The 21487-nt window shown below is 69.2% G+C and carries 18 protein-coding genes; 4 read left to right on the top strand and 14 right to left on the bottom strand.

Annotated features, from left to right (window positions below):
* Positions 1-58 precede the first annotated feature (58 nt).
* A complete protein-coding gene (locus VNN10_04090; protein ID HXH21187.1) occupies positions 59-646 on the top strand; it encodes an MOSC domain-containing protein in 588 nt (195 codons plus the stop codon).
* A 222-nt stretch (positions 647-868) separates the two neighbouring features.
* Positions 869-1801 carry a lyase gene (locus VNN10_04085; protein ID HXH21186.1) on the top strand — a complete coding sequence of 311 codons (933 nt, stop codon included), beginning with the start codon at positions 869-871 and terminating at the stop codon, positions 1799-1801.
* An 83-nt stretch (positions 1802-1884) separates the two neighbouring features.
* Here VNN10_04085 and VNN10_04080 read toward each other — a convergent pair whose 3' ends face one another.
* From VNN10_04080 to VNN10_04030, 11 genes are all read right to left on the bottom strand, one after another.
* The gene (locus VNN10_04080) at positions 1885-2646 is read right to left on the bottom strand and encodes an alpha/beta fold hydrolase (GenBank protein HXH21185.1); all 762 of its coding nucleotides are present in this window, start codon (positions 2644-2646) and stop codon (positions 1885-1887) included.
* Between the two features lie 142 nt (positions 2647-2788).
* Positions 2789-3325: a flavin reductase family protein gene (locus tag VNN10_04075; GenBank protein ID HXH21184.1), complete on the bottom strand. Its 537-nt coding sequence runs from the start codon at positions 3323-3325 to the stop codon at positions 2789-2791.
* 167 nt (positions 3326-3492) lie between these two features.
* Entirely contained in the window at positions 3493-3900 is a 408-nt protein-coding gene (locus VNN10_04070; GenBank protein HXH21183.1) for a protease inhibitor I42 family protein, read from the bottom strand.
* 135 nt (positions 3901-4035) lie between these two features.
* Positions 4036-4860: an enoyl-CoA hydratase-related protein gene (locus tag VNN10_04065; GenBank protein HXH21182.1), complete on the bottom strand. Its 825-nt coding sequence runs from the start codon at positions 4858-4860 to the stop codon at positions 4036-4038.
* Between the two features lie 26 nt (positions 4861-4886).
* A complete protein-coding gene (locus tag VNN10_04060) occupies positions 4887-5294 on the bottom strand; it encodes a GxxExxY protein (GenBank protein HXH21181.1) in 408 nt (135 codons plus the stop codon).
* Between the two features lie 181 nt (positions 5295-5475).
* A complete protein-coding gene (locus tag VNN10_04055; protein HXH21180.1) occupies positions 5476-6789 on the bottom strand; it encodes a CoA transferase in 1314 nt (437 codons plus the stop codon).
* A gap of 78 nt (positions 6790-6867) precedes the next feature.
* Positions 6868-7818, bottom strand: a complete 951-nt coding sequence (locus VNN10_04050) for a hypothetical protein (protein HXH21179.1) — start codon at positions 7816-7818, stop codon at positions 6868-6870.
* A gap of 44 nt (positions 7819-7862) precedes the next feature.
* Positions 7863-8552 (bottom strand): GNAT family N-acetyltransferase, encoded by a 690-nt coding sequence (locus VNN10_04045; protein ID HXH21178.1) that lies wholly within the window; start codon positions 8550-8552, stop codon positions 7863-7865.
* A 34-nt stretch (positions 8553-8586) separates the two neighbouring features.
* Positions 8587-9018: a M67 family metallopeptidase gene (locus tag VNN10_04040; protein HXH21177.1), complete on the bottom strand. Its 432-nt coding sequence runs from the start codon at positions 9016-9018 to the stop codon at positions 8587-8589.
* Between the two features lie 118 nt (positions 9019-9136).
* Positions 9137-9508, bottom strand: coding sequence for a hypothetical protein (locus tag VNN10_04035; protein HXH21176.1), 372 nt, complete (start codon positions 9506-9508; stop codon positions 9137-9139).
* Between the two features lie 124 nt (positions 9509-9632).
* The gene (locus VNN10_04030; GenBank protein HXH21175.1) at positions 9633-10466 is read right to left on the bottom strand and encodes a sulfurtransferase; all 834 of its coding nucleotides are present in this window, start codon (positions 10464-10466) and stop codon (positions 9633-9635) included.
* Between the two features lie 261 nt (positions 10467-10727).
* Here VNN10_04030 and VNN10_04025 point away from each other — a divergent pair, with 261 nt between their 5' ends.
* Both VNN10_04025 and VNN10_04020 read left to right on the top strand, forming a co-directional pair.
* Positions 10728-11900 (top strand): acyl-CoA dehydrogenase family protein, encoded by a 1173-nt coding sequence (locus tag VNN10_04025; protein ID HXH21174.1) that lies wholly within the window; start codon positions 10728-10730, stop codon positions 11898-11900.
* Between the two features lie 134 nt (positions 11901-12034).
* Positions 12035-17089 carry a DEAD/DEAH box helicase gene (locus tag VNN10_04020; protein HXH21173.1) on the top strand — a complete coding sequence of 1685 codons (5055 nt, stop codon included), beginning with the start codon at positions 12035-12037 and terminating at the stop codon, positions 17087-17089.
* Positions 17090-17203: 114 nt separating this feature from the next.
* Here the strand turns inward: VNN10_04020 and VNN10_04015 are convergent, their stop codons facing one another.
* From VNN10_04015 to VNN10_04005, 3 genes are read right to left on the bottom strand one after another with little or no spacing between them, the layout of a single operon-like run.
* Positions 17204-18070, bottom strand: a complete 867-nt coding sequence (locus tag VNN10_04015; protein HXH21172.1) for a universal stress protein — start codon at positions 18068-18070, stop codon at positions 17204-17206.
* Positions 18064-20364, bottom strand: coding sequence for a glycosyl hydrolase family 65 protein (locus VNN10_04010; GenBank protein ID HXH21171.1), 2301 nt, complete (start codon positions 20362-20364; stop codon positions 18064-18066). The genes VNN10_04015 and VNN10_04010 overlap by 7 nt, the downstream gene beginning before the upstream one ends.
* On the bottom strand, positions 20351-21454 hold the full coding sequence (locus VNN10_04005) for a glycosyltransferase family 4 protein (protein HXH21170.1): 1104 nt from the start codon (positions 21452-21454) through the stop codon (positions 20351-20353). Before VNN10_04005 ends, VNN10_04010 begins: the two co-directional genes overlap by 14 nt.
* Between the last annotated feature and the right edge of the window lie 33 nt (positions 21455-21487).

Here is a 21487-nt window from a genome sequence, read left to right as displayed (position 1 = left end):
CCTTCTAGCGTCGCTGAGACCCGAGCGTCCTCAGTCGCTATCTTGCCATCCCAGCCAAATGATCCCGGTCGAGAGCCCGAAGCCGCTCCCGACCTGCTACCCTACACCCAATATGCCCGTGATCGTCGAAGCAGTCTGCATCAGCACGCCCGGCCGCCGCGTTGCCAAGGAGCCGCGCGAGCAGGCCTACTGCGCCCCGGCCGGCTTCGAGGGCGACCGTCATGCCGGCGAGACCCGTATCTCCTCCCGCAGCGGTGGACCGATCCCCAACCGGCGCCAGTGGTCCGCCGTCTCGACCGATGAAGTCGAAGCCTTCTGCCGGGAGCTGGGCGTCGCGCCTTTCGCCTTCGGGGAGATGGGCGAGAACATCCGCCTCCGCGGCATCCACCTGGCGTCCGTCACGCCGGGCACGGTCCTCGAATTCCCCAGCGGCTGCCGCCTGCAGGTGAGCACCCAGAACGACCCCTGTGACAACGCCGCCGAGGAGCTCTCCCTGACCTACGGGCCAGCCGTGCGACGCTACTTCGTGAAGGCCTCCTTCGGTCGTCGCGGCGTCGTGGGCACCGTGCTCGCGCCGGGCCTCATCCGCCCCGGGGACGAGGTCAGCGTCCGGCTGCCCAGACCAGCCTCGTCGCTCCCCGCGTAGTCCTGCGGCCTCGCGCCAACGCCGTGGCTGCGCGCTGATCCGTCGGCTTAACACATCGCCGGCGCCCGGCCTGGTATCGTCTTCCCTGTGAAACGCGCCGCCCGCGTGCTGGCCGCCTTTGCCGCACTGGCCGCCCTCGCCTGCGGGGACGCCGGCGACGAGATTCCCCTCGCGCCGTCGCGGCCGGCGCGAGGGGAAGACGCCAGGCCGTCGCCAACGGCCGTGGCCGCGGCTGCCCGGCCGGTCCCTCCCGACCGCCTGCGCATCGTCGAGTTCGCCGTCCCACGCGGTTCCGGCCCGCACGACGTCGCGCCCGCGCCGGATGGGCGCGTATGGTACACGGCCCAACGCACCGGCGAGCTGGGTATCCTCGACCCCGTCAGCGGGGCCACGCGTCACGTGAAGCTCGGGACCGGCTCAGCGCCCCATGGGGTTATCGCCGGCCCTGACGGCGCCGCCTGGATTACGGACGGCGGCCTCAACGCCATCGTCCGCGTCGACCCCGTCACCGACGAGGTGCGCGTCTTTCGGCTGCCGCCCGACCGCCCGAACACCAACCTCAACACCGCGGTCTTCGACCGCGCCGGCATCCTCTGGTTCACCGGCCAGGCCGGTGTCTACGGCCGCCTCGACCCCAGGAGCGGCAACATCGAGGTCTTTTCGGCGCCCGGCGGCCGTGGCCCCTACGGCATCGCCGCGACACCGCGCGGCGAGGTCTTCTATGCCTCGCTCGCTGGCAGCCACATCGCCCAGATCGACCTCGAGTCTCGCCGCGCCGTCCAGGTGCAGCCGCCGACGCCGAACCAGGGGGCGCGCCGGGTCTGGTCCGACTCCTCCGGCCGCATCTGGGTGAGCGAGTGGAACTCGGGACAGGTCAGCGTTTACGACCCGGGGGCGAAGTCGTGGAAGCAGTGGCGCCTGCCCGGCGCCAACCCCATGACCTACGCGGTCTACGTGGACGAAGACGATATCGTCTGGCTGAGCGACTTCGGCGCCAACGCGATGGTGCGCTTCGACCCCCGCAGCGAGCAGTTCACCGTCCTGCCGCTTCCCAGCCCCAACGGCAACGTGCGCCAGATACTAGGCCGCCCCGGCGAAGTCTGGGGCGCCGAGTCCGGCGCCGACAAGCTCATACTCATCCGCACGCGCGAATAAGGCCTCCTGGGCCGCCTGCAGATATAAGCCAGCCTAGGGCACGTGTATTTACGTGTAGGAACGATAGCCAGGCAGACCGCCCCTTAGATCCCCGCCTCCCTGAGGAACGACAGCACCGCCTCGTTGAACGCCGCCGGCTGGTGGATGTTGGCCGCGTGGCCCGCGTCCGCGATCACCACCTTCTTCGCCCCCGGGATCTTGTTCGCCATGTAGTCGGTCGCCTGGAGAAATGCCTCGTCGTTGGCGCCCACGAGGACCAGCGTCGGTACCTTGATCGACTCCAGCGACTCGATTACCCGCGAGTCAAACTGAGCCAGCATTCCCCGTGCGGCCTTTGCCAGGCCCGCTGCTGAGCGGTGCATGCTCTGGCGGACTTCGTCGCCTCCCGTCAAGGACGCGAGCCCGCCCTGCTCCAGGCGCTCCGCGCGGCGGAACGCCGTCTGGTTCCACGCCTCCCGCCCCTGCGGGTTGCGGTAGCCGGGCCCCGTATCGAACAGCATCAGGGCGCGCGTCATCTGCGGGTACTTGAGATAGAAGGCCAGCGACATATATCCGCCGAGCGAGAGCCCGCCGATGACGGCCTCGCTCACCCCGCACTCACGCAGGATCGCCGCCATGTCGTCCACCGTCACTTCTTCCGAGTACAGCGACTGGTCTTCCGGACTGTCCGTCTCGCCGTGGCCCCGCATGTCCCAGGTGATCACGCGATAGCTGTCCTTCAGCGCCGCCACCTGTCCCCGCCACATGCGCCCGGTCGCGCTGTAGCCGTGGCTGAGCAAGATCGCCGGCCCCTGCCCTTCGGCCTCGTAGTAGACCTTCACTCCATCCCGCTCGATGTATGCCATGCAGGCGCCTCCTCCGGCCTGAACCTTCGCCGATTCTACGCGAGCAACGACCGCAGGCTACCGTTTCCGCTGCTCATGAGGGGCTGCGGCAGGCTTCCGACCCCCGGCCACCACCACCCATGCACCGCCGCCGAGGCCACTCCTACCCCGCGTAGGACCAGCCCAGGATCCGCTGCGTGAGCGGTTCCTTCTTGTAGTCGACTACTTCGCCGCTGAGCACCCGGCCGATTACGAGCGTGTGGTCGCCGGCAGCGACCTCGTCCTCGAGCTCGCACTCGAGCCACATCATCGCATCGGCGAGTATGGGGACGCCCGTAAGCTCGCCCTCAAAGTAGTCGACGCCGTCGAACTTGTTGTAGATAACGTGACTTGCGGCCTCGGAGCGTCCCTTGATCTTGGAAGCGTCGCGGGGCTGACAGAACCTCGCCGCCAGCGCCTTGCTCTCGGAGTCCAGCAGGTTCACCGTGAACACCTTCGAATGGCGGATGTTTCGCAGGGTCGTGCTCGTATTTTCGAGTGACACCAGGATGAGCCGTGGCTGGAAGGACACCTGCATCACCCAGTCCGCCATCATGCCGTTGATGTTGTCCTCGCCCCTCGACCCGATGATGTACAGCCCGTAAGGCATCTGTTCCAGCGCTTCCGCGACCGGGTCAAGCTCCACACGCCTCGATGTCATTCGCGAGCTCCTTCAGACCCTGCGAGGACGCCACCCCAGGAGAAGGCCTGGGGGGCAAACCATCGCATCAGGTAGATCGATCATACAGGAGCCCCGCCGGCCCATCTTGTGCCAGTCGCGCGGGGCCGCCACCCACCGTTCGATAAGGCCCGAGCGCTCGTCAGCTTCTACCGGACGACGATCGTCGCCGCGAATGTCTCGGCCGGGGCTGCTGATGAGTCGAAGGGGCGCCGGTAGCTGAGGCGGAGCTCGGCAGTGCCGCTCTTCGCCGCCCTGAAGGTAAAGACCTGCTCGCCAGGGGCCCCGGCCGCCGGCGATGCCCCGCGAGGCGGCACGTACTCCGGTTCGCCCTGCAGCCGAAGCTGGTCCGGGAGCGGCTCCAGCACCGCCCAGCTGAAGCCGCTGGAAGCGTTGCTCGACAGCACGACCATGATCTCGCCGCCCTTCGCGATATCGAAGGTACGCCCGTTGTCTTTGGCCGTCAGGTGCAGATGGTCGTCAACTGACGAGGCCGGCGAGCCGCCACAGGCAGCCGCAGCAAGCGTGAGCAGCGCAAGGAGGAGAAACGCCTTCATGCGCCGAGCATCGCCTGCCGGCCGGCCTGCCGCGAGTGCCATTCGGTCCAAAGCCGCCCGCCTTCAGGCCCAAGCGCCGCCGCGCTGCCATCCGCCCGGCGGATCCTGGCTTCTACACCATCGGCCAGCCGCGCCTCATCTGCCCTGAAATTGCGGCGCGCGCTTCTCACGGAACGCGCGCGGACCTTCCCGCGCGTCCTCGGTCGCCGACGCGATCGTCTGCAGCCACTGCGCCATTCGCAGCGAGGTATCGAGGTCCACTTGCTGCGACTTGTACGCCAATTGCTTGATGTACTGGATGGCCACCGGCGGCCCCGCCGCAAGTTCCTCCGCGAAGGCCATCGTCTCCTCCATCAGCCGCTCCGTCTCGACGACGCGGCTCACGTAGCCGATCGCGAGCGCCTCGTCGGCGTCGAACGTCCGGCTCGTCCAGAGCAACTCCAGCGCCTTTGCCATGCCAACGATCCGTGGCAGGAAGTAGCAGCCGCCGTTCCCGGGGACGATAGCGTTGCGGGTGTACGCCTGGGTGAAGCGCGCGTCCTTCGCCGCGAAGCGGATGTCCGCCATCGATGCCAGGTCCATCCCCGCACCGGCTGCCGGCCCGTTCACCGCCGCGATATAGGGCTTGTCGAGGCCCAGCACCGCCCGTCCGACCTTCTGCACCCCTCGCAGGTTGTACCGCCTGTCAGCGATCGATGGTGGCCGCTCGGGTGTCCCCGCCGGCCCGTCAGCCAGCGTCCTGCCGCTCGGCGGCGTCAGGTCCGCCCCCGAACAGAACCCGCGCCCGGCGCCGGTCACGATGACCACGCGCACCTCGTCGTCCTCCTGCGCGTCGGTCAGCGCCTTCGCCATCCCCGCCGTCAGTGCAGCGGACAGCGCGTTCAGCTTTTCTGGCCGGTTGAGCGTGATAACGCCCACATGCCCCTTCACCTCGTACAGCACGTCCCCGTAGTCGTTCACCCTACCCTCCTCGTATTGGCCACGGATTAGCGCGGATTTCCGCCGACTTGCTCCGGCGTGAAGACCATTCTCTTGAACTTGAGCGACGGCCCACCGAAGTTGATCAAAAGCCCAACTGTCCTGGCGGTGCCCTTCAGGTAGTGAATGAGTTGAGCTTCATGCTCGGGCAATATGTCCCGCACAGCTTTGACTTCGCAGATTACCTGGCCCTCAACCAGCAAATCGGCGTAATAGACTCCAACGAGGCGTCCCTTGTAGAGGACGTCGATCGCCGCTTCGGCGACCACGCCCAGCGATCGGCCTTCGAGTTCCATCTTGAGGGCATTGGCATAAACCTTTTCGAGGAAGCCCGCGCCCAGTTGCCTGTGGACCTCATAGGCGCACCCAATGATGGCCTGCGTGACCTCGGAGTACGGCAGTCTCACACTGGCCATCCCGAACAGTCCGCGAAAATCCGCGCTAATCCGCGGCTATTCCCGCGGCCGCCATCGAAAGCATTGGCACAAACCTCCTCGATAAAGCCGGGGCCGAATTGCCTGCGGACCTCATAGCGCCTCCAATAAAGGCCTGCCTGACTTCGAAATAGGACAGTCTCACACTCGCCATCCTGAACAATCAGCGAAAATCCGCGCTAATCCGCGGCCGCCATTCCCGTACGACGCCGCTCGCCAGCAGCGCCTCGATCTCCCCCGCCTCGAACCCCAGCTCGCCGAGGTACTCCCGCGTGTGCTGCCCCAGGGCCGGCGATGCCGACTTCGCACCCGTCTCCGCGCCGCTCATCTTTAGCGGGCTGTTCGCCATCTTGATCGGCCCCACGACCGGGTGCTCCAGCTCCACGATGAGGTTGTTCACGCGCACGTGCTCGTCCTCGAACATCTCCGCTGGCAACCTCACCGGCCCGCACGGCACCCCGACGGCATCGAACGCCTCGCACCACTCCGCCACGCTCTTCGTCGCGATGATCGCTTCCATCTCCGCCGTGATCTCGGCCGCGCGCTCCGGGCCCAGGCTCATCACGGCGAACTCGTCGCCATCCACGCGCGGGTCATCTACGCCCACCACGTCGCGGACGGCCCGCCGCAGTCGGTTATTCAGGCAGGCGATCACCATGTAGCCGTCGCGGGCCTCGTAGGCCCGGTAGTAGGGCCCGACCGCGCTCGGCGGGCGCCCCGGGCGCCGCTCGCCAAGGATCTCCTCGTACCTCTTGCCGGCCTTCCGCCCTTCCTCCAGGTCGCGCAGCAGCTGCTCACGCGCCTCGCGGTCCTGCGCCTCGATGGAGAGCATAGGCCGGTACTGGATTGCCACGCCGGCGGCGAACAGGCTGTTCTCGATCTTCTGGCCCTTCCCCGTGCGCTCCCGCTGGTACAGGGCGCTGGCCACGGCGAAGGCCATGAACATGCCGGACGAGATGTCCGTTACGGCGGTCGTCACGATCGACCTCGGCAGGCCGGCGCCGCCCTCATAGGCCATGATCCCCGTCATAGCCTGGGACACGAGGTCGAATCCCGCCTTGCCGGCGTACGGCCCGACCGTCCCGAAAGCCGTGTTCTCGACGTAGATGAGGCGTGGATTGATCAGCGACACGCTCTCGTAGTCGAGGCCGAGCCGTTCAGCGACGCCCGGCCGGTAGTTCTGCAGCAGCACGTCAGAGCGCAAGACGGCCCGCCGGAGCACTTCCCGGGCCTCGTCGCGCTTCAGGTCAATGGAGATGCTGCGCTTGCCCTTGTTTACGCCGATGAACCCGCGGCTCTCGGAGGGCGCGATCATATTCGAAAGCCGCCAGAAGTCCCCCTGCGGCGGCTCCACCTTGATCACGTCCGCGCCCATATCAGCGAGCATCTGGCCCGCGTACGGCCCGGCTATGTACTCGCTGAAGTCAAGCACCCGCACGCCGCTGAGCGCACCCTGCATCGCCACCTCCAGTGCCAAGGTGGCAGCATTGTACTAGAGCCTCGCGCCCGGGCCCGGACAGGCGGCCCCCGCATCGCCGCTTGCCTCGCGGACTCCTTATCTCGTGGCTCTCGTCCCCCACGCCGGCTGGAGGGCGCCTTCGCCGGCCGTCACCCGCAGGACGTCGGCACCATCCGCCGCCATCGTATAGAGGTCCCGCGGCCCGTCGCGGTTGGATACGAAAACAATGCGCGCCCCGTCCGGCGACCACGCCGGGCTCGTGTCCGGCCCGGGGCGGTTGGTCAGCCGGCGGTGGCCTTCGCCCGAGACGCCCACCGTGTACAGCTCGAAGTCCCCGTCTCGCAGCGACACGTAAGCAATCCAACGGCCGTCCGGCGACCAGGCCGGGTCCAGGAGCCCTTGCCGCCGGGGGCTCCCCGTTACCCGCCGCATCCCGGAGCCGTCCACGGCGATGGTGTAGACCGCGAGGTCATCGTCCGGCTCCGCGGCGAAGGCCAGCCGCCGGCCGTCGGGCGACCACGACACGTTCGTCTGCAGGACGCGGAGGCCGGCCGGTGTGACCCGCGTTATCTCGCCGGAGCGGAGGTCCATCACGTAGACCGCGTTCTCTCCCTCGCGGTCCGAGCGGAATGCGATCAGGCGGCCGTCCGGCGACCAGGCCGGGTCCGTCTCCCTTGATGGCTCGTAGGTGAGGCGGCGCAGGCCGGAGCCGTCCGGGCGCATGAGGAAGATATCGAAGTCGCCGCTGCGGTCCGAGGCGAACGCGAGCATCGACCCATCGGGCGACCAGTCCGGGAAGAGGTCTTCGCCCGGGTCGTCCGTGAGGCGCTGCTTGCCGCTCCCGTCCGGCGCGATGACGTAGATGTCGAAGTTGTCTCCCTGGACGCCCACGTAGGCGATCAGGCCAGCGTCCGCCGGCTTGGCCACCGCCCCGGGTTCGTCCCCGTCGCAGGAGACTGCCAGCGCGCCAGCCCCGGCCGCCGCCAGGGCGACGACGCCAATGAGAACCCACGCGAGGCCGGAGAGGCGGGGCCAGCCAGCCGGCATAGCGCGCCAATTCTAGCCGGGCGGTCGCAATCAGCGGTCAGCAGTCAGGCCCAAAGCGCTCGCGGGCCGTCCGCTCCCGCCGGGCCCTTCCGCCGTCCCAGCACGGCCCCATCTCCGCCGGCCGGCGAAAGGCCGGACGTGAGGTCTGCCGCGTACCAGACCACCTCGTACTTCGCGTCCAGGTACGCGATACCCACCTCGCGGAAGCCGAGCCTCTCGTACAGGCGCCGGGCGGCGAACTGCGGCGTCGTGGTGTTGAGCACGAGCATGTGGAAGCCTTCGTCCCGCGACCAGTCCAGTACCCGGCGCACCAGCGCCTCGCCTATACCCTGGCGCCGCGCTTCCGGCGCGACCCGCAGGTGCACAAGCTCCGCGATGTCCTCGCGGCCCACCCATGCGATCGCCGGCGCCAGGTCGCCGACCTCGGGACCGTCGTGGAAGCGCTGGACGCCCACGATACCGGCGACCTCGTGCCCGGCGACCGTCGCCAGCCAGATCGCCAGATAGCCCTGCGAAAGCACGGCCTCGAATTCCACGGAGTGGCGGTGGCCCCAGCGGTCGAGCGGCCGCGGCGCCTCGGCAGCGCGCGCGAACATCGCCTCCACGGCGGCCGCGTCCTCGCGCCGGTACGGCTCCACCCGCGCATCGAGCGCCTGCACAGCCTCGAGGTCGGCGGGTGTATAGGCACGGATCGTAAACGTCGAGCTCAGCAGCGTCCTCCCGCACTCTCCCATCTCCGCCGCGCGGAGAAGGGGCCCACGGGTGAGGTCAGACCGTCTCCAGCGGCTCCTCGGAGACCACGCCCCCGGTGATGCGGAACGCGCGCACGACGGGATTCTCGCGGTCGGCCAGCGACACGAGGACGTAGTGGGCGTCCGGATAGGCGTCCAACGGCGGGTCCGTGTTCGGCCAGATCGACATGCGCACGTCCGTCGGGGAGGGATATGCCTCGGAGGCCACGTGCGAGTGGTAGATGACCAGGAACTGCCAGTCCTTCTCCTCGACGATACGGTGGAAGCGGATCAGGTCCTCGGGGTGGATTACGTACCGATACGGGCTCGCCTCCGCGTTCCGCGCCCGGTGCAACTCCATCGCCACGCCGTTTCGGCCCAGGATCACACCGCAGGCCTCGTTCGGCAGGTCCTCGCGGGCGTGGGCGATCATCTCTTCGACCATCGCCTTCGGCAGCCTCAACGCCACGCGCCACCCCCCGCCGCTCGCGCCCGGACGCCCGCACGTCCCGGTGTCAGGACATCGAAGCCCGCCTCGCTTTGCACGACGTTCGAACGCTCGCCTGTCCCGATGTCCCGCCTCGCGCCTACTCCCACTTTCGCGGCTCGCCATCGTCGTGGCAGGCGCCCGGGGCCAGGCGCATCTGCAGGAACATCCGGCTGGACGGCAGAGCAACGGCGAATGACGCCCAGTGCTCGCGCTCCTCGGGGGGCAGCCTGACAAGGTCGCCGGCGAAGGCGTGCAGCAGCGTCTCGTCCGCGGCGATGCCCACGTCCAGCGCCCAACCGCCTTCCTTCTTGATCCGCCCGACACTATCGGTCCGGATCAGCGAGAACCCGGGCGCCCCGCGGTAGCGCTCCAGCACCCCTGCCTCGAAGTGCAGCGGCACGTTGACCAGCTCCTCGCCCGCCAGCGCGCGCCGCAGCAGCACCCGCAGCACCATCGTCTCTTCACCCACAGGCCCGACCTCGACCTCCTGCGCAAGCGCCGTCCGCTCACCGCCGAACTGCCATCTGCTCCCCGCTCCGCCGCCGGCCGCTGGCTGCCGGCCACCATTCCCATCCTCCGGCGCGCCTCCGCCCCTACCCCTTCTCCACCGGCACGTCGACCATGCTGCCGTACTCCGTCCACGAACCGTCATAGTTCCTGACCTTGTCGTAGCCAAGCAGGTGCTTGAGCACGAACCAGGTGTGCGAAGACCGCTCGCCAATGCGGCAGTAGGCGATTATCTCCTTGTCCGGCGTCACGCCCTTGGCCTGGTAGAGGGCCTTCAGTTCCTCCGGCGACTTGAAGGTGCCGTCCTCCCTCACCGCCTGGGCCCAGGGCACGTTGGCGGCGCCGGGGATGTGGCCGCCGCGCTGGGCTGTCTCCTGGAGCCCCGGCGGCGCCAGGATCTCGCCCGAAAACTCTGCAGGCGACCTCACGTCCACCATCGCGACGCCCTGCTTGCCGATGCTCGCCAGCACCTGCTCCCGCTTGGCGCGCAATTCGGCATTCGGCTCGCTCGCCTTGTACGACGTCTTCGCCGGGGTAGGCACGTCCTTCGTGATCGGGCGGTTCTCGTCCAGCCACTTCTTGCGGCCGCCGTCCATGAGCTTCAGGTTGCGGTGCCCGTACATCTCCAGCACCCAGAAGGCGTAAGCGGCGAACCAGTTGTTATTGTCGCCGTACAGCACGATCGTGTCGTCATTGCTGATGCCGGACTCGCTCAGGAGCTTCTCGAGGTCAGCCTTCGAGATTACGTCCCGCCGGACCTGGTCCTGGAGCTGCGACGTCCAGTTCCAGCCGATAGCGCCCGGTATGTGCCCCTCGCTGTAGGCATTCGTGTCGACGTCCACCTCCACCAGCTTCACGTTCGCGTCGTTCATGTGGTCCGCGACCCACTGCGTCGAGACCAATACGTCAGATGCAGCCATGGGCTCCTCCTGTCATGTCTAGGACTGCCTGAGTAACCGATGTGACGGGGATGACGAGACGACGCCGCCTCTGGTGCCCAGATTATCGGACACGCCCGCGGCCCGCGGCTAGAGATTCGCTCCACACAACGCGCGCGGCGTCAGTCCGCTGGCCGCCGCCCGGACGGCCGGCAAGTCCGTCTCCCCGTCGCCGTCTGCTATCCTGTCCATCGCCCGCAGCGGCCCTTCACGCCAGCCAGCCGAATAGCCGAGGAGCCTTCCATGCGCTTCCGATTCTCGCCTGAGGACGAAGCCTTCCGCGCCGAAGTGCGCGAGTTCATCCGCACCGAGCTGCCGAAGTCCCGCCAGGGCGGCGAGTCCTTCACCAAGAAGCTCGCCGCGAAGGGCTGGCTCACCATGTCCTGGCCGAAGGAGTACGGCGGCCAGGACGCCGGCCACATCAAGCAACTCATCTACAACGAGGAGATGTCCTACAACCGGGCCCCTGGCACGACCATGGGCGTCGACCGCGTCGGCCCGACGATCATCCTCTTCGGCACGGAGGAGCAGAAGGCCGAGTTCCTGCCGCGCATCGCCAGGGACGAAATCACCTGGTGCCAGGGCTTCTCCGAGCCCGGCGCCGGCTCCGACCTCGCCTCCCTCCAGACCCGCGCCGTCCAGGACGGCGACGACTTCATCGTCAACGGCTCCAAGATCTGGACCTCCAACGCCCAGAACGCCGACTACATGATCCTCCTGACCAGGACGGACCCCGATGCCCCCAAGCACCGCGGCATCAGCTACTTCCTGCTGGACATGAAGACCCCGGGCATCACCATCAGGCCCCTGGTCCAGATGACCGGCCAGGCCGGCTTCAACCAGGTGTTCTTCGATAACGTGCGCGTCCCCGCGCGCAACATGATCGGGGAGAAGAACCGCGGCTGGTACGTCTCTACCGCCACCCTGGACTTCGAGCGCTCCGGCATCCGCCGCGTCGTCGATGGCCTCCGCACCTTCGAAGAGGCCGTCGCCTACGCCAAACGCACGCCGGCGCACCTACCGCGTCGCGCTACTCCTCCGACCACCGACCACCACCGGCCAACCACCCTGTTTGATGTCCCCCACATCCGCCACGCCCTCGCCGACATCGCCGTCGGCTTCGAGGTCGGCCGCCTCCTCTGCTACCGCGTCGCCTGGATGCAGAGCCAGCAAATGATCCCGAACTACGAGGCCTCCATGGCCAAGGTCTTCGGCACGGAGCTGCAGCAGCGCCTCGCCCGCGTCGCGATCAACATGATGGGCCTGCACGGCCAGCTCCGCGGCCCCGGCGCCCCCGTCAACGGCGGAATCTCGCAGTACTACCTCTCGTCCGTCTCGCTCACCATCGCCGCCGGCACCTCGGAAGTGAACCGCAACATCATCGCCCAGAGGGGGTTAGGGCTGCCTCGCGATTAGCGCCGGAGCTTCCGGTCGTGTCCGGCGACGACGCCTGCACCAGCGCCGCCCACGGCCCGCCTCCATCCTCATCCGCACACGCGTTCGACTTCCCTCCCGCCGTCTGCTAAGATCGACCTCCTACGGCGGGAGCCATGGCCACGTCGAAAGTCGTACCCACCAGCGTCTCCGGACCGCGCGCGCAGACCCGCCGCGGCGCCGGGGCCGCGCGCGCCGCGGAAGTCCAGCGCCCGAAGTCCGGTCCGACCCCCGGCCACCCTCCCCCTGCCTCCAGTCCGCTCTCCGGCTTCCATCCCGTCATCCAGGCCTGGTTCCGGCGCCGCTTCGGCGCCCCTACCGACGCCCAGGCCGCCGGCTGGCCCCACATCCGCTCCGGCCGCGACGTCCTCATCGCCGCCCCCACCGGCTCCGGCAAGACCCTCGCCGCCTTCCTCGTCGCCATCGACCAACTCATCTCCGGCCCTGAGTCCGCACCCGGCATGGCCCCTTCGCCTCCGGCGGTGGCAATGGGCGTGCCAGGTCCCGCATCCCAGAGCCCGGAGTCCACAGTCCAACCGCCCTCCGGCCCCACCACCACCGTCCTCTACGTATCCCCCCTCAAGGCCCTCGGCAACGACATCGAGCGCAACCTGGATGCCCCCCTGGCCGAGATCGAAGAAGTCGCGAGGGAGATGGGCGTTGCCATCCCCGAAATCGAGGTCGCGGTGCGCACCGGCGACACCCCCCAGGCCGAGCGTCAGGCCCTGGTGCGCCGCCCGCCCGACATCCTCATCACCACGCCGGAGTCCCTGTACCTCATGCTCACGGCTGCCCGCAGCCGCGAGCGCCTGCGCCACGTCCGCACGGTCATCGTCGACGAGATCCATGCCCTCGCCCGCGACAAGCGCGGCAGCCACCTCTCGCTCTCCCTCGCCCGCCTCGACCACGTCGTCACCGCGGCCGGCAACCCGCGGCCCCAGCGCGTCGGCCTCTCCGCCACCCAGCGCCCCATGGACGCCATCGCCCGTTTCCTCGTCGGCGCGGCGCCCGCATCAGTCGCCTCCGGCCCTCACCCACCCTCACCGCCCTCCGCTCCCTGCGTCATCGTCGACCTCGGCCACCAGCGCGACATCGAGCTCCACATCGAAGTCCCGCCGACCGACCTCGAGGCCGTCGCCTCCAAAGAGCAGTGGGGCGAGATCTACGACCGCCTCGCCGACCTGATCCGCGCCCACCGCACCACCCTTGTCTTCGTCAACACCCGCCGCCTCTCGGAGCGCGTCGCCCACAACCTCGCCGAGCGCCTCGGCGAGGACTGGGTGAACTCCCACCACGGCAGCCTCTCGCGCGACCGCCGCTTGAAGGTCGAACAGCGCCTCAAGGACGGCAGCCTCCGCGCCCTCGTCGCCACCGCCTCCCTGGAGCTCGGCATCGACATCGGCAGCATCGACCTCGTCTGCCAGATCGGCTCCCCGCGCAGCATCGCCACCTTCCTCCAGCGGGTCGGCCGCTCGGGGCATGCCCTCGGCCTCCGGCCGCACGGCCGCATCTTCCCCACCACCCGCGACGAGCTCGTAGAGTGCGCCGCCCTGGTCCGCGCCGTCCGCGCCGGGCGCCTCGACACCATCGTCCAGCCCGTCGCGCCCCTGGACATCCTCGCCCAGCAGATCGTCGCCGAGGTCTCGTGCGAGGACTGGGGCGAGGACGCCCTCTTCGACCTCTTCCGCCGGGCCGACCCCTACCGTGACCTGAAGCGCGAGGACTTCGACGAGATCGTCGAGATGCTCGCCGAAGGCGTCGGCAACGGCGCCGGCCGCTCGCCGCCCCTGGTGCACCGCGACCGCATCAACAAGGTCCTGCGCGGCCGCCGCAACGCCCGCCTCGTCGCCCTGCAGAACGGCGGCGCCATCCCCGAGATCGGCGACTTCCGTGTCGTCCAGGACCCGGACGAGACTCCCGTCGGCACCGTGAACGAAGACTGGGCCATCGAAAGCATGGCCGGCGACATCTTCCTCCTCGGCAGCACCTCCTGGCGCATCAAGCGCGTCGAGTCAGGCCGCGGCATCGTCCGCGTCGAAGATGCCGGGGGCCTGCCGCCCACCATCCCCTTCTGGCTCGGCGAAGCCCCCGGCCGCACCATCGAGCTCTCCGAGGAGGTGGGCCGCCTCCGCCGCGACATCATCGAGCGCCTCACCGCCGAAGCCCAATCCCGCCTCGAAGCCCTCACCGGCGATGAAACCGCAGCCCGAACTGTCGCAACCCGAACTGTCGCAACCCAAACTGTAGGGGAGGCCTTCAGGCCTCCCGCCGGCGCCCCAACGTCCAAGGCGCCCGCCTCCGCAGGAGCGCCCTCCGACCACCAACCACCATCACCACCAACCCTCAGCACCCAAAGTCCAGACTCCAAAGTCCAATCCCCACTCCTCGCCTGGCTCCAGTCCGAGACCGGCCTCTCCGCCCTCGGCGCCGCCCAGGTCGTCGACTACATACGCGCCACCCACCAGGCGCTCGGCATCGTCCCCTCCGACACCGACATCGTCTTCGAGCGCTTCTTCGACGAGGCCGGCGGCATGCAGCTCGTGGTGCACGCCCCCTTCGGCGCCCGCATCAACAAGGCCTACGGCCTCACGCTGCGCAAGCGCTTCTGCGTAAACTTCGACTTCGAGCTCCAGGCCGCCGCGTCGGACGACGCCATCGTCCTCTCGCTCGGGCCGCAGCACAGCTTCCCGCTGGAGGAGGCCTTCAGCTTCGTCTCCACCCGCAACGCTGAGGAGGCCCTGCGCCAGTCGATCCTCTACGCCCCGGTTTTCCCCACCCGTTGGCGCTGGAACGCCACCCGGGCCCTCGCCGTCCTGCGCCAGTCCGGCGGACGCCGCATCCCGCCCCAGCTCCAGCGCATGCGCTCGGACGACCTCCTCGCCGCCGTCTTCCCCGAGCAGGTCGGCTGCCAGGAGAACCTGACAGGCCCGCTCACGATCCCTGACCATCCGATCATCCGCCAGACCGTCTGGGACTGCATGCACGAGGCCATGGACATCGACGGCCTTCTCCGCGTCCTCGAGCGCATCGAGGCAGGTGAAATCCGCCTCCACGCCCGCGACACCATCGAGCCCTCCCCGATGGCCCACGAGATCCTCAGCGGAAAGCCCTTCACCTACCTCGACGATGCCCCCCTGGAGGAGCGCCGCACCCGCGCCGTCACCCTGCGCCGCACCCTCCCCCAGGACGCTCGCGACCTGGGCGCGCTCGACCCCGACGCCATCGAGCGCGTGCGCGACGAAGCCTGGCCCGCGCCCCGTAATGCCGAGGAGGTCCACGACGCCCTCCTCAGCCTCGTGGCCGTCCGCCCGGAAGACGCCTGGGACTGGCGCCCCGGGTTCGAAGAGCTCGTCGACACCAGGCGCGCCGCCACCGCCTTCCCCGCCGTAACTCCTTCGCCCCTCGCCGAGGCCCCCGGCCACCGGCCACCATCACCACCAACCCTCGGCGCCCAAAGTCCAGACTCCAAACTCCAATCCCCACTCCTCGCCAGCCCCCAATCGTCCGAGGCGCCCGCCTCCGCACCCGACCCCTCCGGCCACCAACCGCCATCACCACCAACCCTCGGCGCCCAAATTCCAAACTCCAAAGTCCAACCCCAAGCCCAACCCGAGGTTTGGTTCGCCGCCGAGAACATCAACCTCATCCGCCTCCTCTACCCCAACGCCCGCATCGAGCCACCCCTCGACCTTCCCGAAGGCGTCGCCTTCGCCGTCGAGGACCGCGAGCAGGCCCGCGTCCGCCTCCTCCGCGGCCACACCGAAGTCCTCGGCCCCGTCACCATCGCCGACCTCGCCCGCCGCACCGCCCTCGGCGAGCGCGACGTCGACTACGGCATCCGCCAGGTCGAAGCCTCCGGCTACGTCCTCCGCGGCCACTTCACCCCGAGCCGCGCAGCCGACCACCGACCACCACTGCTATCCGACCAGACCGGCTTGGCCCAAAATCCAGAGTCCACACTCCAATCCCCAACACCGGAGGTCGAGTTCTGCGACCGGCGCCTCCTGGCCCGCATCCACCGCTACACGCTCGACTCCCTCCGCCGCGAGATCGACCCGGTGAGCGCCCAGGACTTCATGCGCTTCCTCCTGCGCTGGCAGCACCTTGCGCCCGAATCGAAGCTGCAGGGCAAGATGGGCGTGCGCCAGGCGATCGCCCGCCTCCAGGGCTTCGAAGCCGCCGCGTCGTCCTGGGAACGCGAACTCCTCGCCGCCCGCGTCGCCGACTACCGTCTCTCCTGGCTCGACGAGCTCTGCCTCGCTGGGGAGGTCGTCTGGGGCCGCCTCACGCCGCGAAAGGCGCCCGCCAACGGCTCCGGCCCCAGTCCATCCCGCGTCACCCCGGTCTCACTCGCCCTCCGGCCCCGATTCTCGCACCTGCTGGCCGCCGTCCGCGGCGCCTCCGGCGGCGAGACGCCTCGGCCGCGCGCGGGCGCCGCCGCCGAGATCTTCGACCTCCTGCAGTCGCGCGGCGCCCTCTTCTTCGACGAGATCGTGAACCTCACGCGCCGCTTGCGCACCGACGTCGAGCGCGGCCTGCGCGAGCTTGTCGCCTGGGGCCTCGTCACCGCCGATGGCTTCCAGGGCCTGCGCCAGCTCACCGGCGGTGTCGGCGCCGCCGGCCGCAGTCGCCGCGTCCGCGCCTCCCTGTACGGCCCCGGCGGCATCTTCGCCGGTCCCGGCCCCTCCGGCCGCTGGGCCATCTTGCATGCCCCGCCGCCCGACGCCCTCGATATCGACGACCTGGCCGAGTCGATTGCCGAAGTCCTGCTTCAGCGCTACGGCGTCGTGTTTTACGACCTCATCGTGCGCGAGAGCTTCACCCTGCCCTGGCGCGAAGTCCTGCGCGCCCTGCGCCGCATGGAGGCGCGCGGCAACATCCGCGGCGGCCGCTTCGTCTCAGGCTTCGTTGGCGAGCAGTACGCCCTGCCCGAAGCCGTGGACGCCCTGCGACGCATCCGCCGCGAAGAGCGCACCGGCGAGCGCGTCTGGGTGGCCGCGACTGACCCAATGAACCTCGCCGGCATCGTCACGCCCGGCCCCCGCGTCCCCGCCACGCCCCGCAAGGCCGTCCTCTTCGTCGATGGCTTGCCCTCGGATGCCTCCGACGCCCCTCTCCCCCGCGTCCCCGTCCCCACGAAACTTCACCCGCTGGTCGCGGCGCGCCGGTAGGGCCACACGCCCCGTCATGGTGGCCTCGTTGCCGCCATGATCGGCCTCGATCGCGTCTCCTCTGGCCGACAAGCCGACAAGCCGACAAGCCGACCAGCCCGCAAGCCGCCCGCCCTACGCCTCCTCACCACACCCGACGATGATCACGTGGCTCGTCGTCCTCTCCAGGACAGCCCTGATCACCTTCGCCCGCCCCGGCTGGAACCGGCTCCGCCGCACCAGCACGATTGCGTCGCTCCCTTTCTCTCGCGCGAAGTGCGTGATCTCCTCGCCGGCATCCCCGCGACCCAGGTAGATGCGCACCTCTACGTCCTCCGGGCAGCCCGCGCAGCCCTCCGAGAGCCGCCGCATCACCTCGTTCGCCCACTCCGGCCACTCGTGTTGAGGCTGGTCGACGTAGCGCGGCGCGGTGATGCTCCCGCGCTCCAGCGGCGGCTTCTGCCTCGGGTCGGCCACGTACAGGAAGTCGATGCTCGCCTTGAGGTCGTGCGCAAGCTGCGTCACCGGCTGCAGCGCCGCCGCTGTCTTCGGCGTCCCGTCGATCGGCACCAGGAGGCGCCTGACCGGGCCCGCCTCCTTGCCCTCGGCTGCCTCCGGCTTCACCAGCAACACCGGCCGCACCGTACTCGCAATCACCTTCTTCGCAATGCGCCCGAGCCGGTGCCCCTTCTCTCCCACGTCTCGGCCGTGCATCGTCAGGGCCACCAGGCACACGCCCTCGCGTTCGGTCGCCCGCACGATCTCGGCGCTGGGCTCCCCCGTGACCAGACGCACGCTCACACCCAGCCTCTCGGCCTCGGCGCCCAGCTTGGCCTGCCAGCCCTCCTTTTCGGCGGCGTCATGGGCGACATACAGCGCCTCCACCTCCGCCCCGAGCTGCCCGGCGATCCGCCGGGCCACCGGCACTGCCGTGGAGGCAGCCGGCGACCCATCCCAGGCCACGATCACCCTCCTGCCGATCCGGTCCCCCGCGGTCACCATCTGCCTGCCTCCTTCCCCGCCCTCACCTCCACGACAAGCGGGCTGCCTCTTTCCAGGACGAAGCGCTCCCCGTAGACTCGCAGCGGCATCGCCGCCCCCTTCTCGAGCGCTGCCTCCAGGCGGTCCCTTCGCCGCGACACCTCGACGGCGAGCCGGCGCCCGCGCCAGTGCAACCTGAAACGCATCGCCTCCCAGGGCTCCGGTAGCGCCGGCGCGAACGACAGACCCTCGCGCGTAACCGTCACGCCGCCGAACCCGAGCACCGCCGCCTGCCATAAGCCGCCGAGCGAGGCCATGTGAATCCCGCCGGCGCTGTTGCCCATGCTGTCGCCCAGGTCGATGGCCGCCGTCTGGCGGAAGTAACGCAGCGCGGGCTCGAGGCGCCCCAGCCGCGCCGCGACCAGAGCATGCACCGGCGGGCTCAGCGAGCTCCCATGGCCGCAGCGCGGCTCGTAGTAGTCGAAGGCGGCCTCCTGCACCTCTCGCGGGAACTGCTCGGGAAGGAGGGCCATGAGCATAAGCACGTCGGCCTGCTTGGACACCTGAGACCGCCTGGTGCGCTCGAAGCCCAGGATCACGTCCATCGGCGCCGCGCGGTCCGCGTACTGCGAAAGGTCTACATTCTCCAGCTGGAAGAAGCCCGCGAACTGCTCCGGCACGCCCGTCTTGGCGTCCCGTCCCAGGTACATCCGCTCCGCGACCGCCTGCCAGTCGCTCAGCTCCTCATCCCGGAGCTTGAGCTTGCTGGCAAGCTCCACCCAGCGCGCCGGCCAGCGGCGCTGCAGCAACCGCGCCACCTCGAGGCCCCGCTCGATGTTCCAGCGCGCCATCGCGTTCGTGTAGGCGTTGTCGTCCACGTCCTCGTGGTACTCGTCCGGGCCGATGACGTGGCGGATGTGGTAGAAGCCGTCTCGTTCACGGCGGGCGCGGCTTGCCCAGAAGCGTGCCGTCTCCAACAGGATCTCGGCGCCCTCCGCCAGCAGGAAGCGGACATCCCGCGTGCCCAGCCAGTATTGCCACACGCCGTAGGCGACAGCGGCGCTGATGTGGTGCTCGAGGTCTCCGCTCCGGATGGCGATTACCTCCCCGCTCGGCCCGATGGCGTACGGGGGCGTCGTCTCCTCGCCCGTATCCGCCGACTCCCAAGCGAACAGCGCGCCCCGGCATCCCAGGCGGCGCGCTTTCTCCCGCGCCGGCGGCAGAGTGCGGTAGCGGTAGTGGAGCAGGTGTCGCGCCGCCTCCGGCCAGGTGAGGACGTAGAACGGCAGCATGAAAATCTCGGTGTCCCAGAAAACATGGCCAATGTAGGCGTCGCCTGTAAGGCCGCGCGCGCCAACCGACGACCCGCCCGGGCGCGGGTCTGCCGCGCTGTTGAGCTGATAGACCGCGAAGCGGAGCGCCGACTGCGCCGCGTCATCCCCTTCGACCTGGACGTCGCTGTCCTCCCAGCGCTGCTGCCAGGCCCGCGCGTGACTGGCGTAAAGGCGTTCCGGCCCCTCCCGCTGTGCTCGTCTCAGGGCACGCGCTGCCGCCGCCCTGGCCTGTTCGACATTCTCAGCAAGCCCGTACGCCGTAAGCAGGGCAATGTCCAGGCCCGTGCTGCCGTTTGCCCTGACCTCCGCGCCGGGCGCCTTGCGCCAGCCGGGGCCATCCGGGTCCCGGACCAGGACCGCCCTCTCGCAGGCCATGGCAAGCGCACCCTCCCGCGCCGGCTCGCCCGTGTCCTGCGGGCCTTCCCCGGGGACGTCGACATAAATCGCCGCCTCCGAAGGCCGCTGGAGCCGGATGCGGACCACCTGGACGGCCAGGTTGCGCGCCGCCATCGACGCGAAGCGCAAGGAGTCCAGGGCCACCACCTGACCCGAGGGCAGACCCTGCTCCAGGAGGGAGTGCAGGACGCCGTGCCGGTAGTCCAGGAGCCGCCTGGATGTGCGCAGCCGCCTCGGGTTTAGGACCAGGGGGCGTCCGTCGACCTCGAAGCGGGCGCTGAACGCGTCCGGCGCCCGCACCAGCGCGACGGTTGGCGGCGGGCCCGGCACCTCGGCGAAAAGCCCGGCGACGTACGTACGCGGCAGCGACGCCTCCGTCGGCAGGTCGAGGGAGCCGCGGATCCCCAGGAACCCGTTGCCGACGAAGAAGCGGGACTCTAGCTCATGCTCGACGCTCGGCTCGTAGCCCTCTTCACGAAGGCCCCACGTTGGGCCGGTGCTCGCGTCGGCGTCGGCGAAGAAGGGAAGCCGCGTGGGCTCCTCGTCCGTCGCATCCCGGCAAGCGGCACCTTTAGTAGACGACAAGGCTACCGTCGCCCCGCGCGGCCCCCACCGTTGCTCCCTGGAGCGGCTCGACTGTGCGACAGGTACCGGCAAGGACCCTGCGGTACACGGCCTCGTACCCGTCGGCCATGCGCGCCGCGGAGAAGAGCCGCTCGACTCGCTCGCGGCAGGCCCGCCGGTCGATCGACCCTGCCCGCTCGACGGCCTCGACCATCTCATCGACGGAGTCGCAGACGAAGCCGGTCACGCCGTCTTCGACCACCTCCGGCACCGACCCGCGCCGCATCGCGATTACGGGCGTACCGGTGGCCATCGACTCCACCATCGTGAGTCCGAAGGGCTCCGGCCAGTCGATGGGGAACAGGTAAGCGTAGGCTCCGCCGAGGAGCTTGTCCTTCCCGTCCTCGTTGACCTCACCGATGAACTCGACATGCCGGCTCTTCCGAAAGAGCGGCCCCACCACGGTCTCGTAGTACTCGCGGTCTGCCGCGTCTACCTTCGCGGCTACCACAAGCCTCATGCCGGCGCGCCCCGCGATCTCGACGGCCCGCTCCGGTCCCTTTTCCGGGCTTATGCGTCCCAGGAAGACCAGGTAGTCGCCTGGTCGTTCACGGAACCAGAAGCGGTCCACGTCGATGCCGTTGTGCACCGTCCCCACCCAGTGGCACTGGGGCAGCCAGCGCCTCTGGTCGTACGAAATCGAGACCAGGGGCTGACCCTTGCCGCACTCGTATCGGTAGGCAATCTCGGGGAGGTCCAACCGGCCGTGCGCCGTGGTGACAGTCGGCGTGTCGACGAGGTCGGCGAAAGGGAAGGCAAACCAGTCGGCATGGTTGTGGATTATGTCGAATTCCGCCGCGCGGCGATACACCTCCCGCATCTGAAACAGCGTCGCCGTCACTCCGTCCGGCGCTTCCGGGTCCAGCCGCAGAGACTTTGGCGCGCAGGCCACCAGGCGCGCGCTTGTCACCGAGTCGCCGCTGGCGAACAGCGTCACGTCATGACCCCGGCTCACCAACTGCTCGGTCAGGTTCGAGACCACCCGCTCGGTGCCGCCATATAGCGCCGGAGGGACAGCCTCCACGAGCGGGGCAACGATGCCGATGCGCATACGAATTCCCCCTCAGAAAGTGTCTGCTCTCGA

This window comes from Dehalococcoidia bacterium (assembly GCA_035574915.1).
Lineage (GTDB): Bacteria > Chloroflexota > Dehalococcoidia > DSTF01 > WHTK01 > DATLYJ01.
The sequence above is the reverse complement of the archived record's forward strand: the minus strand, read 5'-3'. Positions and strand labels throughout refer to the sequence as shown.

What these genes read in the sequence shown, in the direction of transcription:
- VNN10_04070 (HXH21183.1), bottom strand. Translation starts at nt 3,900, where the DNA reads ATGAAGGCGTTTCTCCTCCTTGCGCTGCTCACGCTTGCTGCGGCTGCC.
- VNN10_04045 (HXH21178.1), bottom strand. Translation starts at nt 8,552, where the DNA reads ATGGGAGAGTGCGGGAGGACGCTGCTGAGCTCGACGTTTACGATCCGT.
- VNN10_04005 (HXH21170.1), bottom strand. Translation starts at nt 21,454, where the DNA reads ATGCGCATCGGCATCGTTGCCCCGCTCGTGGAGGCTGTCCCTCCGGCG.
- VNN10_04090 (HXH21187.1), top strand. Translation starts at nt 59, where the DNA reads ATGATCCCGGTCGAGAGCCCGAAGCCGCTCCCGACCTGCTACCCTACA.
- VNN10_04080 (HXH21185.1), bottom strand. Translation starts at nt 2,646, where the DNA reads ATGGCATACATCGAGCGGGATGGAGTGAAGGTCTACTACGAGGCCGAA.
- VNN10_04060 (HXH21181.1), bottom strand. Translation starts at nt 5,294, where the DNA reads ATGGCCAGTGTGAGACTGCCGTACTCCGAGGTCACGCAGGCCATCATT.
- VNN10_04015 (HXH21172.1), bottom strand. Translation starts at nt 18,070, where the DNA reads ATGGTGACCGCGGGGGACCGGATCGGCAGGAGGGTGATCGTGGCCTGG.
- VNN10_04075 (HXH21184.1), bottom strand. Translation starts at nt 3,325, where the DNA reads ATGACATCGAGGCGTGTGGAGCTTGACCCGGTCGCGGAAGCGCTGGAA.
- VNN10_04030 (HXH21175.1), bottom strand. Translation starts at nt 10,466, where the DNA reads ATGGCTGCATCTGACGTATTGGTCTCGACGCAGTGGGTCGCGGACCAC.
- VNN10_04020 (HXH21173.1), top strand. Translation starts at nt 12,035, where the DNA reads ATGGCCACGTCGAAAGTCGTACCCACCAGCGTCTCCGGACCGCGCGCG.
- VNN10_04050 (HXH21179.1), bottom strand. Translation starts at nt 7,818, where the DNA reads ATGCCGGCTGGCTGGCCCCGCCTCTCCGGCCTCGCGTGGGTTCTCATT.
- VNN10_04025 (HXH21174.1), top strand. Translation starts at nt 10,728, where the DNA reads ATGCGCTTCCGATTCTCGCCTGAGGACGAAGCCTTCCGCGCCGAAGTG.